The following is a 17,084-nucleotide window of genomic DNA, read 5'->3' as shown; positions in this document are numbered from 1 at the left end:
TTCCTTCGAGCCGCCTTCCAGCGGGCCCTCCGGGCGCTTCGTTCTTTCGTGTTTCCAGCTTATCAGATGTTTTCCGCTCCGTTTTCCGGAGTTTCACTCACCCGACTCGCTTTCCTTCGGCCTTTCGGCGTTTCCGACTCTATCAGATCTCTCTGACCGTCTTTCACGCTTCCCGGCCTTCAGGAGGCTTTGTCGGAACCGGCCTGACGGCCTCTCCGACGCTTCGAACCTTAGCCGATCCCCGCTTCACAAAGCGAATCCGGCTGCAATCCGGAAACACGCAGACGGCAATTCGCACTGAGACGCGACAAGGCACAGCTCAGCACGGAGAGAAGAAATGGTGTTTCAAAGGATTGGCTACCCCGGGACCGTCCGCGCCGATGCGTGTCCGGTGCTCCCTGCCAGGCAGCTCGGAGAACACTAGACCTCCACGACAGCCGAGTCAAGGGACGGATCGAGGGCCGGGGCCGCTGGTACGTGGAAGGCGAGTACCGCGACGTCGTCGTCGTGCTCGGAGGTGACGCCCATGGCGCGGAGCAGGCGGGCGCAGACGATCTCGGGGTCTCCGATGGCTCCGCCAAGGGTTCGGGCGAGCAGGTCGAGGCCCTCGTCGATGTCCTCGTCCCGGCGTTCGACCAGGCCGTCCGTGTAGAGGACGCCCGTGGTGCCCGGCAGCAGGCGGAGGGTGTGGGAGTGGTGGGCGCCGCCACCGGTGCCGAGGGGTGGCCCGTTCTGTTCCTCACCGCGAAGGACGGTGCCGTCGGGGCAGCGGAGCAGCAGGGGAAGGTGGCCGGCGGAGGCGTAGAGAAGGGCGCCCGGGGCCGGGTCCCAGATGGCATAGGTGCAGGTGGCGATCTGGTTGGCGTCGATCTCCATGGCAAGTCCGTCGAGCAGGCACATGACCTCGTGGGGAGGGAGGTCCAGGCGGGCGTACGCGCGGACCGCCGTGCGCAGCTGGCCCATGACGGCGGCGGCGCGCAGTCCTCGGCCCATGACGTCGCCGATCACCAGCGCGGTCCGGCCGCCGCCGAGGCCGATGACGTCGTACCAGTCACCGCCGACTGCTGCGTCGGCGCCGCCGGGCTGGTAGGTGGCGGCGACGTGGAGGTCGGCGGGCTGTTCGAGCTTCTGCGGCAGGAGGCTGCGTTGCAGGGTGACGGCGGCCTCGCGCTGGCGGCGTTCGGCTTCACGGAGGCGGGCCGCGGCCTGGACCTGGTCGGTGACTTCGGCGGCGAAGATGAGGACGCCGACCGGAGGCCCTGATTCCTCTTCTTCTTCACCACCCAGCGGGACGCAGGAGATGTTGTAGTAGCGATTGCCGCCGAGGCCGAGGATGCAGCGCGCCTTGACGCTGCGCGGTCGGCCGCTGCGGATGACCTGGTCCATCAGCGGAAGGACCCCGAGAGTGGCGAGTTCGGGCAGGGCCTCGCAGGCGGGCAGCCCGCCGGTGCGTTCGCCGAAGAGTTCGCGGTACGCGCGGTTGGCGTAGCCGAGCTGGTGCAGCGGGCCGTAGGTGACGGCGACCGGTGCGGGGAGGCGGGCGAGTACGTCTCTGAGGTCGTACAGCTCGTGGATGTCGCGCGGGTCGAGCAGGCCGGGTGTCGCACTGGGGTCGCGCGGCCCTGGGACGGTGACCGGGTCGGCGGGCGGGGTGATGGGAGCGGTGCGCCACGGGGCTCCGGTGAGCCGGGCGCTCCAGCGCATGAGGTTCAACTCGGCCGCTTCCTCGGTCAGTTTCCGAACAGATAATCACACTTGGTGCGCAGGGCAGCACTGGGCGTAATGATTTGGTTGGGCAGATCCTGTCAGGCCGAGACGTGGTTTCGGAAGTCGTATGACCATTGCAGCGCGTCCGGGTCGCGCGGCAGCAGGTCGTACGACCCCCTGGGCGGGCCGAGTTCATCCGGCCTCAGCGCTCCGGGAACCCGGCCTCGAACTCCGAACGCGGGTGCTCCACCGACCCGAGCGAGACCACCTCGCGGCTGAACAGGCCACCGAGAAACCAGCCGGTCAGGATGCGCACCCGCCGGTCCAGGCTGGGCAGCCGCTGGAGGTGGCGGGCGCGGTGCAGCCACCAGGCGCGACGGCCGGTGAGGTGGCCCCGCTTGGTGTGCGCGACTCCCCGGCCGATGCCGAGCGAGGTCGAGCAGTCCTGGCGTTCGGGCCGGTAAGGGCGCTGGGGGCGGCCGGCCAGCACGGCGACGAGGTTCTCGGCTAGGAGGCGGGCCTGGGCAAGGGCGTGCAGCGCGTTCGGGGCACAGAGCTCGACATCGACCGGAGGCACGGTGGCCGAGGAGACAGAGGAGGCCGAGGAGACAGAGGAGGTTGATGGGGCAGGCGCGGCCGGTACCGCTGCGCAGTCACCGGCGGCCCAGGCATCGGAAAGCGGCTCGCCGTCCGGTCCGATGATCTGAAGTGTGGGCAGGCAGCGGACCCGGCCGGCCGCGTCCAGTGGGAGGTCGGTGTCGCGCAGCAACGGCGCGGGCCGTACGCCCGCCGTCCACACCAGGGTGCGAGCGGCAAAGCGGCTGCCGTCGGAGAGGCTCATCACCCGGTCCACGGCGGATTCCAGCGTGGTGCCCAGGCGTACGTCCACGCTGCGGTCGCGCAGTTCGGCGAGGGTGTGGGCGGCCAGGTCCAGTGACTCCTCGGGGAGGATCCGGTCGGTTGCCTCGACCAGGACCCAGCGCAGGTCCTCCGGGGCGAGGTTGTGGTAGCCCTTGACGGCGTAGCGGGCCATGTCCTCCAGCTCCGCGAGCGCACCGACGCCCGCGTACCCGGCGCCGACGAAGACGAAGGTCAGCGCGGCCTGGCGGAGCGCCGGGTCACGGGTGGAGGAGGCCAGGTCGAGCTGTTCCAGGACGTGGTTGCGCAGGCCGACCGCCGCGCCGACGGTGGCGAAGCCCAGGCCGTGCTCGGCAAGTCCCGGGACGGGTGCGGTGCGGGAGACCGACCCGGGCGCCACCACCAGCAGGTCGTAGGCGATTTCGGTGGGCGTGCCGCGTTCACCGCGTGGTGCGGTGTCGATCCAGGCCCGGCGGGCGGCGTGCTCGATCCGGGTGATGCGGGCGGTGAGCACCCGGCAGTCCGGCAGCACCCGGCGCAGCGGTACGACCACATGCCTCGGGTCGATGGATCCGGCCGCGACCTCGGCGAGCAGTGGGTGGTACGTCAGATAAGGCTGAGGTTCGACCACGGTGATCTCGGCTCGCCCGGAGCCGAGTTGTGGCTTGAGCAGCTGTTGGAGACGGAGTGCGGCGGACATTCCGGCGCAGCCACCGCCGACGATCAGGATCCTGATGGGGCACCCCCTGCCGATGTGACCTGCTTCACGCCTTCAATGACGCCCTGCCGGACGGCTTCTTGTCCACAGGCCGTACCGGAAGCGGTGGGCTGGACTCCGCTACGGATGGGCCCGATCTGCCTCCGGGCCGGGATTTAGGGCCACTTCTACCGCGAACTTCCTTGAACTATGGTCGGATTGTGCGTCGGGCCGGAACGACCGGTACCGACCATCGCGTGTCCGACTGCGCCAGGGTGAACCGGGGAAGGGTGGTCCAGGAAGGCCGTCCGGTCCCGGACGGCGGTACTGCGCGCACCGGGGGGGTGCGAACTGGCCAGGCAGTGACGCCCGTTGCCGGGCGCCTGCGGGGGAGGTTTTGGGATGACGGATCAAGAACGAGTGCTCGGCCACCCGGTGTCATCGGGAGCCGAGGGCGGCACTGGCGGCCTCGGCGGGGCCGGACTGCACGGAGGCGGACTGCACGGCAGTGCTCCAGGCCCCGGTGCGCTCGGCGGGATCGGCGGGATCGTGCCCGAACAGCGCGGCCCGGGGGACCACGAGACGTACGGCACCGCGGCTCAGTCCCCGCACAGCACGCCCGGCGTGTCCGGCACGCACGGGGGCTGTGGCGGCTCGGCCGAGGACTCACCGCGCGGCGGCGGCCCGGCCCGGCTGCGGGTGGACGCCCGCCGGAACCTGGAGAGCGTCCTGCGGGCGGCCCGTGAGGTCTTCGGCGAACTCGGCTACGACGCGCCGATGGAGGAGGTGGCGCGGCGGGCCGGGGTCGGGGTCGGCACGGTGTACCGGCGGTTCCCGAGCAAGGAGGTGCTGGTCCAGCGGATCGCGGCCGAGGAGGTCGCCTGGCTGACCGCGCAGGCACGGGAGTCGCTGTACGGGAGCGCGGGTCCGTGGGAGGCGCTGGCCGGTTACCTGGCGCGGGCGGTCGGTTCGGGCGCGGGAAGACTCCTGCCACCGTCGGCCTTCCGGTACGCGGAGGAGCTCGGCACGGCGGGCGCGCCGCACGTGCCCGAACAGCGTCTGCCGGAGCACAGCGCCCCGGAGCAGTTCTTCGCGGAACAGCGCTTCGGCCAGGCAGGCGGAGGGGGCTTCGGCGGGCAGAGCCTCGGGCAACCGGGCCACGGCCGATCGGGATTCGCGCCGCAGAGCCTTGCCGAGCAGGGCTTCGGGCAGCGCCGGATCGGGGAGTTCGGGTTCCCGGAACCGTGGGTGCCCGAACAACGCGGGTCGGGGGCCGAGGCACAGCCCTCCACCGACGCCGATCCCCGGCTGCTGCTGCATCTGCTGGCGGCGCTCGTCGCGCGGGCCGGTGCGGCGGGCGAGCTGCGGCCAGGGGTGACGGTGTCGGACGTGGTGCTGGTACTGACGGCCGCCGTGCCGGTGCATGTGATCCAGGGTCACCCGGCGCGCGGCTCCGAGGCCGTGGTCGGTTCGGTCTCCGGCTCCGGCTCCGGCTCCGGAAGCGGTCTCGGCATCGGGGCCGGCACCGGAATCGGCGTCGGAGCCGGGGAGGGCGACGGTATCCATGATCGTGACGGCCGGGCAGTGGCGGGCCTGACGGACGGTTCGCCCGCGGACCGGCTGCTGCAGATCCTGCTGCACGGTCTACGAGCCCGCTGACGCACGACAGTTCCCGCTCGAACACACCCGCGAAGTGTTGCCCGGAAGAGTGGGTCGCCGACGATCCGGCTACCGGTGGCCGCCGCACTATGCCATTCTTTGGCCGTGGTTGGAGCCATTGTCCCGTTGCGTGCCGTTCGCCCGACTGCGGGTGCCCAGGGTGCACTCACACATCGGCGTACCGTCCCGTGCGGATGTGCTGGGGGTCGCGGCCTCCTGAACCGTGGCAACGGCGGTTCCGCGGGCCGTGCCGAGCACTGGAGGCCGCATTGAGCCCCGAGGAGCAGAACGACCACGGTTACGGCCTCGACCTGCCTGGACAGTCGCCGTCCCCGGTGCCCGGCCACCGAGCCGGGCAGACACCGAGTCAGGTACCCGACCAGAGCGGTATGCCCATCCGCGAGTCACTGTCCGGCCGGGTGCCGGGCCAGGCCCCGGCCGGTCGGGGCGGGGTGACCCCGGAGGCGTTCGTCGGCGACGGCCGTCACCGGGCCGGACGGCCGGAGGACGGCCCCGCCCGCGCCGTGGTTCCCGCCCCCGCCGACCCCGTGGACGGGGAACGCCCACCGTCCGACGCCGAGTTGACCGCCCGGGTACGAGCCGGGGACGACACCGCGTACGGGGAGATCTACCGGCGGCACGCCGACTCGGTGCGCCGCTACGCCCGCACCTGCTGCCGGGACAGCTTCACCGCCGAGGACCTGGCGGGCGAGGTCTTCGCCCGCACCCTTCAGGCCCTGCGCTCGGGCAAGGGCCCCGACTTCGCCGTCCGCGCCTACCTGCTGACGGCCGTCCGGAACGTCGCCGCCGCCTGGGCGCGCAGCGAACGGCGCGAGCAACTGGTCAACGATTTCAGTACGTTCGCACAGACCTCGGCCGCCACCGACGACCTCGATCTGTCGGACCCGGGCGCCGACGCCTGGGCGATGGCCATGGCCGACCAGCGGATGGTGATGCAGGCGTTCGTCGGACTCCCCGAGGACGACCGGATGGTGCTCTGGCACACCGAGGTCGAGCGGGAGTCGCCCAAGACCGTCGCGGTGATGCTCGGCAAGACCGCCAACGCCACGGCCGTCCAGGCGCACCGGGCACGCGACCGCCTGGCCGCCGGCTTCCTGCAGGCCCATGTGTCGGGCAGCCAGGCCCAGGACTGCGAGGCGTACGCCAACCGGCTCGGTGCGTACGCGCGCGGCTCGCTGCGCAAGCGCGCCTCGGCGGAGGTCGGCAGGCACGTCCAGGAGTGCGATCGCTGCACGGCGGCATACCTGGAACTGACCGAGATCAACACCGGGCTGCGCGTACTCCTGCCCGGCGGTGTGCTGGTCTGGGTCGGGGCCGGGTACCTCACCGCAGCGGCGGCCGCCGTCGGGGTCGGTGCCGTCGGGGCGACGGCGGTGGCCGGTGGCGCGGCCACCGGCGGTTCGGCAGGCGGAGCCGCCGCCGGTGCTTCCGGGGCGGGCGGGGCGGCAGGCGGCGGGAACGCCGGGGCCGTCGCCGCAGAGGGCCTGGGCACCGCGGCCAAGACGACCATCGCGGCCGGTATCGCGGTGGCGGCGGCGGCCGCCGTCGCCGCGTACGCGCTGACCAGTACGACCGCGCCCAAGCCGCCGGCAGCCGCGCCTGCGGCCTCCTCGCCCGTTCTGTCGACGCCTGCCGTCAGGCCGAGCCCGGCGCCAGCCGGCGCACCGTCGCCTTCGGCAACGCCCGAGCCCACGCTGACGCCGACACCGACACCGACACCGACGCCCACACCGAGCCGGCGGGCGCCGGCACCCGCCCAGCGGCCGAGCCCGGCCGCTTCGTCGGCCCCGTCCGCCCCCGCTCCGCCCGTGGAACGGCCCCCGACGCCCGAACCGCCTGCGGTCCCGTCCCCGCCACCGGTCCCGCCGGTGCCGACACCCGAACCGCCGACACCCGAACCGCCGACCCCCGCGCCGGTGCCGACGCCCACCGTCCCGACACCGTCCCCGCCGCCGGTCCCGCCGACCGACTACTGGGTGAACAACCTCCCGTTCAGCCACGGTTCGGACCGGGAACCGCCCTCGGGGCCGAGCATCTCGCGCAGCACCAGCGACTGGGTCTGGCAGCGCGACGACCTCTGGACCAGCGGTCGGCACTACCGGCACGGGCTGAGCGTGGGCCCCGACTCGACGGTGACCGTGGAGCTCAACCGCAGCTGCTCGTCCTTCCAGGCCGTCGCCGGCCTCGACGACGCCACGGTGCGGTTCGGGAAGGTCGTCTTCAGCGTGCAGGACGGTGGCGGCGAGACGCTGTGGCGCTCGGGCGAGTTCGAGCAGGGCGACGCCCCCGTACGCCTGCGGGTCGGGCTGGACGGCCGGCGGACGATCCGGCTCGTCGTCACTCCGGCGCACGGCAGCTGGGAGCTGGTCAGCCTCGCCGACTGGGCGGACGCACGGTTCAGCTGCACCTGAGGCGGCTGCCGGACCGCCGTCAGACGGCGCAGCTGTCGTCGGTGCAAGCGGCCCCGGCGGTCTCGGCGGTCTTGGCGGTCTTGGCGGTCTCGGCGGTCTCGGCGGTCTCGGCGGCGACCTGCTCCAGGACGCGGAGGAAGGTGGCCGCCTCCTGACCGCCCTGGACGGCCCACTTGCCCTCGAAGACGAAGGTCGGCACGGCGGTGATGCCGAGTTCGCGGGCCTCCGCGAGCTGCGCGCGGACCTCGGCGGTGCCCTCCTCGCCCTCGAGGTACTCCGCCACCCGGGCCCGGTCGAGACCGGCGGCGACGGCGATCTCGGTGAGCTGCTCCCGGTCTCCGATGTCCGCGCCATCGCTGAAGTGCGCCTTCAGCAGGCGCTCCTTGAGCTCGACCTGCGTACGGGCGCCGTACTCGCTCTCGGCCAGGTGCAGCAGACGATGGCCCAGGAAGGTGTTGGCGTGCAGGGCGGCGTCGAAGTCGTAGTCGATGCCCTCCGCCCGGCCGAGCTCGGCGACCCGGGCGTCCATCGCGACGGACTGCGGGCCGTAGCGCTCGGCCAGCCAGGCGCGGTGCGGTGTGGCCTGCTCGGGGGCGTCCGGGACCAGCTGGTACGGACGGAAGACCACCTCGACCTCGTCCTTGCCCGGGAAGCGGTCGAGCGCCTGCTCGAAGCGACGCTTACCGATGAAGCACCAAGGGCATCCATGAACCAAGGGAGCAACAGGTTACCGCGAGCGCCCCCCAGACGGGTGAAAACCCCGACCATGCGCCACGGGGGACGACGCACGGACGGGGCCGCTTAGGGGCGGGCAGCTACTCGCCGTCCCACTTGCCGGGTACCACGGTCACGGCGTCCGTGACGGTCCGCAGAAAGGCCGTGTGGCCCGACTCTGCGGTGTGCGCAGAGATGGCCTTGGTCAGGTCGTCCATGCTCGCCGGAGCACCGTCCGTGCTCCACATGCACAGCCCCTCACCATCGGTGCACCGGGCGATGCCGACGGGGGCCGTTTCCGCGTTGTGCCTGACGTGGTACTCCCGGAACCGCAGACGCTGCTTGACGGTCATTCCTGCCCCTCCTCAGCCACCGGAGCGGCATCCGTCGCCACGTCGCCCCCCAGGGGCTCAGAGACCGGCTCACAGCCCCTGTGCGCGGGCAGGTAGGCCGACCGGGGCGGGTGCCCGTCCCCGTGGCTGTCGAACATGCCGGACTGCGGACGGTGGGGGTTGAAAGGCACGTGCAGCATCCTCCTGCGCCTGTGGCGCGTCTCGGATCGAAGGATCATGGTTCGGCGTCGCAGCGCCTCTACGCCCGGCAGCTCAGCGGGCGTCAGTTCGGGTCGGGGGTCAATCACCGGTGCCCCCTCGCGGGTTGGTGCACTCGTCCCAATCGGCGTGCTGGGCACGCCACTTGGAGACCATGTTGAGGATCGTCCGGTTCTCCGGGTACTTCGCGGCTACAGCATCGAAGCCAGCGCAGGACGGGCAGTCATTCGCCGTCACGCCCGGGGGGTTGCTCTCCATGACGGTCTGCTCAGGCGGCATCGTTCACCGCCGGGGGAATCGAACGGCTCAGGTGGAGCCCCAGCGCGCTGCCGTCGGCCTTCCCCTTGTCAGGGCACTTCTCGCTGCCGCACTCGCAGAAGTGCCAATCCCGGGGCGTGCCACGCACGGACAGCAGCCGGGCGGCCGTCGCCGGGTCGTAGTCGTCCAGCGGACGCCAACCCTTGGACGGGATTACCTGTTTGCGGCGCTCGGCCTTGTACTCCTCATACGTCTTGGCTGTGCGCGTACTTCCCGCCACGGGCGCGACTCCTCTCCGTATCAACACGAAGAGGTTCCCGTCACGGGAGTACCGCCGACAGGGACGGAACGTCCTACTTCTGAGCGCTTATTCGGCAACGCCCAGGAGCCGCGCGAGCTTGCGCAGGCCAGGCGGTCGCGCTGGTCCCGCCCAGAGATCGGACACGATGGCTACGGCGAGAGTGTGATGCCGCATCCAGCCCGGCGCGACCCGTTGCAGCCTCTCCAGCGTCGCCACAGCCCCGGCAGCGTCGCCCATGTCGGCGTACGCGCGGGCAACGTCCAGGAGCAGCCAGGTACGCCACGACGGGGGCGTGTCGGCACTCAGCCGGATGCCCCTCGCTAGCGCCAACGCCTCGTCCGGCCGGGCATGCTGGACAGCGAGCCGGACCCGTTCGATACGGACGGACGACCGGTTGAAAACGCTCACCATCCGGCCGTCGGCAGTGGCGGGCATGCGAGCAAGGCGACCGGTTGCCTCCTCGGCGGTCAGCATCATGTCGGACGCCCCCGTGTAGTCCCCGCTGCGCGCCGTACTCGTGGCCGCCGACATAACTAGGCCACCCCACACCCGCAGCCCCTCAGCGCTGGTCGCGTGGTCGCGCTCCACACCATCGGCCGCATGGACAGCGAGGTTCTGCGCGTCGTCTAGCCGGTTCTGACGCTGGTAGGCCCACGCCACTGAGTTGCAGATCATCGCAGGTAGAAGCGGGTCTTCGGACGTGTCAGCGGCAGCTATGGCCCGCTCCAAGCTAGACAGCCCGAGATCAGTCTTGCCGAGCCGGATAGCAAGGTGCCCGCCGAGCTGCAATGCCTTGCCTAGAGCATGCTGGCCTTCCAGCCGGTCACGCCCCTTGCCGACGGCAGCCGCTAGCCGAGCATCAGCGATGATTCCGGGAAGCAACTCCATCACGCGTCCGAAGTCAGCAGCGTGGTAAAGCGTCCATGCGTCGGCGATCTCTGCACGTAGCAGCGGGAGGGACAGTGTGTCGGCCCCATCGGCAACCGGCGGTGGAGCGAACAGCGGCGGCATGATTGCCCGGCGCACAGCCACCAATTCCGGCGGCTCAGCATCGCCTGTGGACGGCACAGCTGGAGGGTCACCCAGAAGTGAAGTGACTTCTACGCCAAGCCCTTTGGCAAGTGCGTGGAGCGTCGGCAGCCGGGCGGAATGCTTGCGCTTCTGCTCCAACTTCCTTACTACGTCAGCGGAGACGCCAGACTTCTCCGCCAAGCCTTCCTGTGTCAGATCAGCCAACCGGCGAAGTCGCGCCAGTCGATCCCCAAGATGCTCGCTCGCCATGATGCAGACGGTACGCCCGGCGCAAGCCGCTGGAGTAGCGATCCGCCCACCTGAGGCCGCCAGAGGGGCCGCGCAGGGCCTTCTAGAGGCACGCCCGCCCGATACCCCCCGGTCTCTAATTCGCGGCGGCGTGCGCGCCCCCTGTGGCCGGGTCCCTTCCGCGTGACAACCTGGAGAACGATATGCCCCCCATGCACCCTAATGTCCGTTTTGGGAGTCACACTGGCCAGCCCCAAAAACGACCCGCCAACCTGCGGCCGCGCGCGCAGCGCTGGAGGCTAGATCCAGGGGGCCGTCAGTCTTGAAACCCTCTGACCTGCGGTGTAAGTTTTTCCACGGAAAGACTTACGAAATCTGAGGGGGAACCATGCGGTTGGTCGCTTACATCCGGGTCTCGGGCGCTGGCCAGGTCTCTGACGGCTACGGGCTGGCAGTCCAGGAGAAGGCTGTCAAGGCGTGGGCCAAAGCGCATGGTCACCGCATCGTGCGCATGGTCCGCGAGGAGGGCGTGAGCGGCGCCACCGACGCACTCGACCGGCCCGGCCTGTCCGAGGCTCTCCTGATGATCCGGGAGGGCGACGCCGAGGGACTTCTGATCCCCCGCCTCGACCGGCTCGCTCGCGCGCTCACCGTCCAGGAAGCCACCCTGGCCATCGTGTGGCGCGACAACGGGCACGTCTTCACCGCCGACACTGGAGAGGTCCACCAGGACGACCCGGACGACCCGATGCGCACCGCGATGCGTCAGGTGGTCGGAGTCTTCGCCGAACTCGACCGGCGAATGGTGGTAAAGAGGCTCCGGGACGGCCGGGCAGCCAAGCAAGCCTCCGGCCGGAAGGCTGTCGGCGCGTACGCCTATGGCACTCACGGCGAGGGCGAGGGCCGGGACCGCGACAGCGCGCCCAACCCCGCCGAAGCAGCCGCACGTGACCGCATCTTGCAGCTACGCGCGGAGGGGAAGTCATACCGGGCCATCGGTGAGATTCTCGACGCTGAGGGCCTGCCTCCCCGCCGTGCCGCAACCTGGTCCGCAATGACCGTCCGCTCCGTCTGCCAGAAGGCCGGTGTGGCCTGACGCTGCGCCCGGCTCTCCATCGAGGGCCATGTAGGGCGCAGCACAGCAGAGGGACCACTTACGAACCTCGTAGGTGGTCCCTCTGTCGTTCCCGGACGCCGGGCGATGTAGGTATGTAGGTTTGAGGCTCGATCTGCGTATCCCTATAGAACTCTATAGGCATTACCAGAACAAGCGTCCAACCTACATAACTACATCGCCGGGGGGGCGATTGCCTGGATTCCTCCGCTGTGGGAGCGCGCCAGGCTCCAGCATCTCCCCGCGACTCCCGGCCGGAAGCCTGTGCGGCCGTCCACGGGCATGAAAAAAGCCCCGCCGGACCACAGGGGCCTAGCGGGGCTGAAAGGGCGCCAGAGGGGCGCTCAGGTGCCCTGCAAAGCAACCCTCTCCTTTCGCCGCAGACGGCTGCGCTTCACGGCGTCAAGCGCTACCTCCGGCCAGCTGGCACGGCCTTCTTCGTCTCGCCAATCAGGGATCAGCCGCTCTTCGATCGGCGTCCGGTCCCCCCGGAACCGCGCCGGGGTCAATGTGATGCTCCTCAGAGCCGCAGCCAGCAGCGCGCGCTGTCCCTCCACCCCCGCCGTGCCCCAGAGAGCCGCCAGGGACTCCGCGTCCATCAGCGGGGAGAGATCTGCCTCCCGCTGAAGCTCGGCCAATTCCCGCTTCATACCGTCGATTTGGGCCGAAAGCTCACGACGAAGCACTTCGTAGGTGGTCTCATCCACGCTGCCGCCGATGAAGAACTCTTTCTGGAGCCTCAGTTCCCGACTGACGGCTTTGTCCAGAGCGGCGCTGACGGCAGCCTTTCGGGCTTCCTTCTCGGGGTCCTGATAGGACAGCCACCGCCGCGCGATCTCGTGGATGGTCTCTGACTCCGGCGGCAGCGACATGATGTGATTCAGCCACAGCACGTACACAGCGAAGTCCACGCGCTGACGCTCAGTCGTGATCCCCCGACAGGCCGTCGGGCCGGACTGCTTGCGCGCCAGGCAGTAGTACGAGACTCCGGCGTTCTGCATCGGCCCCTTGCAGTGCGGGCAGCGCAGGAGGGCCGAGAGGAGGGTCACCGGCCTACGCTTTCCGCGCGCCCGGTTCCCGAAGTCGGACCCCTCCACAGCTCGGGAGGCGAGGAGAGCCTGGATCTTCGACCACTCTGCGAACGCGACGACACCCTCACCCGCTGACACTGGGTGGCCGTCCGGCCCCATGAGCGGGCTGCACGCCCGGTGCCACTTGTCCAACGGTGCGCCGAACTCGTCAGTCATCCGCTCCCGGTCGGGCAGCAGACCAGCCCACGCGGGCGAGTGCGCCAGCGAGATGATGCCCGTGGCCGTCCAGTTCTTCCCCGTGCGCGTGCGCGCACCCTCGCTGACGAGCATCGCCGCAATCGTGGCCGGGGTGAACCCAGCCAGCAGCGAGTCAGCGATACGGCGGGAGACCAGATACTCAGTGGGATGGGGCGCCAACCGGCCGGAACCCTTGGGGCTGTACACGCCATACGGCGTCACTCCGCCGGTCCAGCGGCCCTCAGCACGGTGGGCGTCCTTGCCAGCCTTCACGCGCATCGCAATGTCCTTGGCTTCCTCCCGGGCTCGCTCGCTGAGAATGGCAAAGACCATCCGGGAGCCCTTGGAGGAGTCCAGTCCCTCCGTCACGCTGACGACGCGTCCAGAGCGCTTGTCGAAGTCGTCCAGGAGCAACCCGACCTGTCCCATGCCCCGGCGGGACAGCCGGTCGGTCTTCCATACGTAGAGCGTCTTGCTCAGGCCGTCCAGGACAGCGCGGGTGGCCTTGTCGAACTCCTCGCGGCGGACGTGCGCCTTGCTGGCCGATTTCTGTTCAAACCACACGTGCCGGATGCGGACCCCGTCGAAGGCGGCAGCGCGGCAGACGTCGCGAACGTGCTTGCGCAGGGTCGTGACGTCGTCTCGCTTCTGGCTGCGGCGGATGTACGCCTCAGCGAGGGTCACAGGCTCCCCACTGGCGGGCTCCCAGAGCCCGAGGGTCTTCAGCTCATCGTCGGCGAACCCAAGGGCTCGCAGGGTCGTTATGTCGGCGCGTTCCATCGCTTCCCACTCCGTCGCAGGGCCTTACTGGTAACCCTGGAGTGGGAAAGATTCCGCAAATCGGCGTTTCCCCAGGTCAAGGGCCTGTTGCACCCTTGGTCCAGGCCCAGGCGATGTCCGAGAAGATCTCGACCTTCATGGCGGCAGGCTCCTGTCGGGGTGGGAGTTGGGGGCCGGGCGGGTGAACCGTCCGCCACCTGCAGGAATTCCCGCGCGCGGGCGCTTGGGGGCGCGCTCTGTTGCGTCTCGGGGAGTGCACGCTCATGAATGCGCCCGCAGCAGGGACCGGGGAAGGCCAGGGAGGCTCGGTATCAGCGAGCCGGTGGCGCGGGGACGACCAGGACCGGGCAGGCGGCGTGGTGGACGGCCGCGGTGCTGACCGAGCCGAGGAGCAGGCGGGTGAAACCGCCGTTGCCACGCGTCCCGATCACCAGGGTGTGCTGGCCCGGCGTGCAGGACAGCAGGATCTCGATCACATTGCCGAGCACCACATGCAGCGAGAGTTCGCCGTCGTACGGTCGCACACGCGCCACCTGGACGGCGGCGACGGACCTGCGCAGACCGTCGGACATGCTGGCTACCAGCCGTTCGATGCTCTCCTGCACCAGTTCGGCCATGCCCGGCGGGTAGCCGCTCGGGGACGGGTTGACCACCGCGAGGACGCGGAGCGGCAGGCCGAAGACCTCGGCCTCCGTCATCGCGCGGTCCAGTGCCCAGAGCGAACCGTCCGAGCCGTCACAGGCGGCCAGTACACCGGGCGGGTCCGCGACGGGCGCTTCGCCGAGCACCGGGAGGGCTTCGGTCACGGTGGCCTCCTCTGGGCAGGTCACCCCATCATGATCGACCACCTGCCCGGCCGCGAACCACCCCCGGCCGAACTGCGGACCTCTCCGCAGACGGCGGTCGCGCGTCCCCGCACGGTGAACGGCCTGCCACCTGCCCGAGGCCCGTCGGACAGGACCTGGCCCGGCCGGGGGCCGTCAGGCCGGGCGGAGCAGAGCCGGGCGCTGCGGCTGAGGGAGACCGGTCCAGCAGGAGCCGTGGCGGCGGGCGCGGACGCGGCGGAGCCAGAGTTCGGCGGCGACCAGGTCGGCGAGACCGGCCAGCGTCCCGGGCGGGAGCTCGGCGACCGGGTCGGCGGCACGGGTGAGAGCCGCGCGGACAGCGGGCAGGTCGATCAGTCCGGCTTCGGCGAGCAGGGGCTGCTGGAAGAGCTCGGTCAGCCCGTCGGCAGCCTGCCTCAGGCCGGTGCGGGCCGCGCCGGAACGGTCCGGGCGGGGGCCCCGGCCCCAGTCGGCGGGGAGGTCGGTGCGGCCCGCACCGGTGAGGACGGCCCGCAGCAGGGCGTGCCGCGCACCGGGTTGCAGCCGTATCTCGTCGGGCAGCAGCCGGGCCGCGCGCACCACCTGGTTGTCGAGGAACGGCGCGTGCAGCCGCTGGCCGTGCTGCTCGGCGGCCTGGAGCAGGGTGCGGTACTCGGCGGCGCGCCGGTGCAGGGCGAGCCTGGCCCGGCGGGCGCCGGGGGGCTCGGTGGGCACCGGCCCCCGGGCGGCGATCCGCAGGCGGAGGGCGACGGCGGAGAGTGCGTCGTCGGAGAGGAAGCGCGCGGCCGGTCCCGGGACGCACCAGGCGAGGTCGGCGGCCGAGTTCTCGCCGGCCGTCCGGCCGCGCCGGGCGAACCGGCGGGCCGTCAGACGTACCGCCGTGTCGTCGAGGGCCTCCGCGTAGTGCGCCCTGGCGAGGCGGTGGGCGGCGCGTACGACGGTGACCGGCGTGCGGACGGCACCGTCGAAGGTGCCCGCCGTGGCGAGATCGGCCCCGGCCAACGCGGCCACCGGGGAGAGGAGTTCGCGTGATCGGCCGTCCCTGACCAGGTCGGCGAGCCGGGCCGGGTGGCCGTCGAGGACGTGGCGGGCGCCGTAACCGGTGAGGTGGTCCGCGCCGCCGACGCTGAACCGGCCGCCCAGTCGCGCCATGGCGACCAGCGCGGGTCCGGGCTCGTCGGTGAGCGGGCCGGCCGGTGGATCGGCCAGTGGATCGGCCGGTGGATCGGCGTGCGCGGCCCGGGCCCGGCCGGCGGAGCTGGTCTGTCCGGTGGGGCTGGTGGGGCCGGTGGGGCCGGTGGGGCCCGTGGACTCCGGCCGGCCGACGGTCTTGGGGGGAGCCGGCACGGCGGACTCGGACTCGGACTCGGACTCGGCGGGGTCAGCGGGGTCGGGCCTCGCGGGATCCGGCCCGGCGGATGACGCGAACTCGGCGTACGGGAGGGTCGGTGGCAGCACGATGTGCTGTAGGCGCGGCGCTTCGACGGCGAGTGTCATGCCACCGCCGTCGGCCTCGCCGCTGCCCGTTCCCCCGCCCATGGTCTCGCCGACCGTGACGGCGGTGAGTACCTCGCTCCCGGCAGGTTGCTCGGCCGTCCGGCGGGACATCGTCGCTGTCGGCCTGGCCCACGAGCCCTTCACCGCGCCCTTCCGCGGCATGGCGGCCGGGGCAGTGGCCGACGCAGGGCCCGCCGCGGCAGTCGGGGCGGCCGAGGGGCCGATCGGTACCGCAGCGGCGAGCAGCGCGATGGTTGCGGAGGCGGTGCCGTACGAGAGGTCGACACCGAGCCTGGGGCGGTCCTCGGCAGGCGCCGAGGTTCGGACCCGGCAGCGGACGGACTCCAGCAGCGCGCGGGTGAGTTCGCGGACCGCCGGCGCCTCCTCGCGCCGTCCGCCGGTGGTCTCGTGTTCGTACGAGGCGGTGTACGGGCGGCCGCTGCGGATGCCCAGGACGTGGCCGGGCGGGACGCGCTGCACCCCCAGGTAGGGGGTGCCGGTGCCGAGGGCCTCGGGCGATTCGGGGCAGGCCAGCCGGGCGGCGAGGTGGCCGGTGTCGAGCGGGGCGCCGATCAGGTCCGCGAGGGGGAGTGCAGCGGTGGCGTACGCCGTGCCGTCGTACCAGGGGGCGTGGAAGACCGGGAGTGCGCCTGCGAGGTCGGTGAGCAGCAGGGTGCTGCGGGTACCGGTGCGCAGGACGACGGTGTAGCTGCCGGGCCAGGCGGTGAGGTGGCGGACGGCACCGCCGCGTGCCGACGCGAGGCCCGCGGCGAGTTCGGCGTCGGAGGCACCACAGCGGCCGAGGACGGCGAGGCGGGTGGTGGCGGGGGTGTCGTGCTCGGTCGACGCGGGCGTGGTGAGGCCGGTGGTGACGGTGGCCGGTACGCCGGGCCGGAGGGTGACGAGGCGGATCTCCTCGGGACGCCAGTCGCCCACCGCCCAGAGCGGGTTGGGGCCGGACCAGAGAGTGGTTGCGGCCAGCGGTCGGACGGCACTGGGGGGCGCGAAGACCGTGGCATCCACCCCCGCCCGACCTGACGCCGCGTCAGGATCCAGCGCACCAGGGGGCGCCTGGACGCCGGACCGCGCCCGTGATTCCGTACGGGACACCGAGTGCGCACCCGTCCGCGCGGTCGCGTTCGCTGTGGGCGCGCCCCCGCTCCA

12 protein-coding genes and 1 pseudogene are annotated in these 17,084 nt (G+C 71.4%); 3 read left to right on the top strand and 10 right to left on the bottom strand.

Going from position 1 to position 17,084, the window contains the following annotated elements:
• Positions 1-486 precede the first annotated feature (486 nt).
• Positions 487-1,554, bottom strand: a pseudogene (locus P3T39_RS29685) (SpoIIE family protein phosphatase); the annotation flags it as partial.
• Between the two features lie 355 nt (positions 1,555-1,909).
• The gene (locus P3T39_RS29680) at positions 1,910-3,295 is read right to left on the bottom strand and encodes an FAD-dependent oxidoreductase (RefSeq protein ID WP_280702296.1); all 1,386 of its coding nucleotides are present in this window, start codon (positions 3,293-3,295) and stop codon (positions 1,910-1,912) included.
• Between the two features lie 369 nt (positions 3,296-3,664).
• On the opposite strand from P3T39_RS29680, the gene P3T39_RS29675 reads away from it, so the two are divergent.
• Both P3T39_RS29675 and P3T39_RS29670 read left to right on the top strand, forming a co-directional pair.
• On the top strand, positions 3,665-4,921 hold the full coding sequence (locus P3T39_RS29675; RefSeq protein WP_280702293.1) for a helix-turn-helix domain-containing protein: 1,257 nt from the start codon (positions 3,665-3,667) through the stop codon (positions 4,919-4,921).
• A gap of 269 nt (positions 4,922-5,190) precedes the next feature.
• Positions 5,191-7,353 carry a sigma-70 family RNA polymerase sigma factor gene (locus P3T39_RS29670; RefSeq protein ID WP_280702292.1) on the top strand — a complete coding sequence of 721 codons (2,163 nt, stop codon included), beginning with the start codon at positions 5,191-5,193 and terminating at the stop codon, positions 7,351-7,353.
• 19 nt (positions 7,354-7,372) lie between these two features.
• Here P3T39_RS29670 and P3T39_RS29665 read toward each other — a convergent pair whose 3' ends face one another.
• From P3T39_RS29665 to P3T39_RS29645, 5 genes are all read right to left on the bottom strand, one after another.
• Positions 7,373-8,068, bottom strand: coding sequence for a DsbA family oxidoreductase (locus tag P3T39_RS29665; RefSeq protein WP_280702291.1), 696 nt, complete (start codon positions 8,066-8,068; stop codon positions 7,373-7,375).
• A 100-nt stretch (positions 8,069-8,168) separates the two neighbouring features.
• Positions 8,169-8,420: a hypothetical protein gene (locus P3T39_RS29660; protein WP_280702290.1), complete on the bottom strand. Its 252-nt coding sequence runs from the start codon at positions 8,418-8,420 to the stop codon at positions 8,169-8,171.
• Between the two features lie 279 nt (positions 8,421-8,699).
• Positions 8,700-8,876 (bottom strand): hypothetical protein, encoded by a 177-nt coding sequence (locus P3T39_RS29655; protein ID WP_280702289.1) that lies wholly within the window; start codon positions 8,874-8,876, stop codon positions 8,700-8,702.
• 10 nt (positions 8,877-8,886) lie between these two features.
• Entirely contained in the window at positions 8,887-9,156 is a 270-nt protein-coding gene (locus tag P3T39_RS29650) for a hypothetical protein (protein ID WP_280702288.1), read from the bottom strand.
• An 87-nt stretch (positions 9,157-9,243) separates the two neighbouring features.
• Entirely contained in the window at positions 9,244-10,458 is a 1,215-nt protein-coding gene (locus tag P3T39_RS29645; RefSeq protein WP_280702287.1) for a helix-turn-helix transcriptional regulator, read from the bottom strand.
• Between the two features lie 367 nt (positions 10,459-10,825).
• Between P3T39_RS29645 and P3T39_RS29640 the strand changes: the two genes are divergently transcribed.
• Positions 10,826-11,533, top strand: a complete 708-nt coding sequence (locus P3T39_RS29640) for a recombinase family protein (protein WP_280702286.1) — start codon at positions 10,826-10,828, stop codon at positions 11,531-11,533.
• A 362-nt stretch (positions 11,534-11,895) separates the two neighbouring features.
• Here the strand turns inward: P3T39_RS29640 and P3T39_RS29635 are convergent, their stop codons facing one another.
• From P3T39_RS29635 to P3T39_RS29625, 3 genes are all read right to left on the bottom strand, one after another.
• Complete coding sequence (locus P3T39_RS29635) at positions 11,896-13,599, bottom strand: recombinase family protein (RefSeq protein WP_280702285.1); 1,704 nt, start codon at positions 13,597-13,599, stop codon at positions 11,896-11,898.
• Between the two features lie 311 nt (positions 13,600-13,910).
• A complete protein-coding gene (locus P3T39_RS29630; RefSeq protein ID WP_280702284.1) occupies positions 13,911-14,405 on the bottom strand; it encodes a universal stress protein in 495 nt (164 codons plus the stop codon).
• Positions 14,406-14,579: 174 nt separating this feature from the next.
• Positions 14,580-16,943: an asparagine synthase-related protein gene (locus P3T39_RS29625; protein ID WP_280702283.1), complete on the bottom strand. Its 2,364-nt coding sequence runs from the start codon at positions 16,941-16,943 to the stop codon at positions 14,580-14,582.
• Positions 16,944-17,084: the final 141 nt, after the last annotated feature.

The sequence above is a fragment of the Kitasatospora sp. GP82 genome (assembly GCF_029892105.1).
Classification (GTDB): Bacteria; Actinomycetota; Actinomycetes; order Streptomycetales; family Streptomycetaceae; genus Kitasatospora.
Note: the sequence above shows the minus strand (reverse complement) of the source record. Positions and strands in the feature narration are given on the sequence as shown.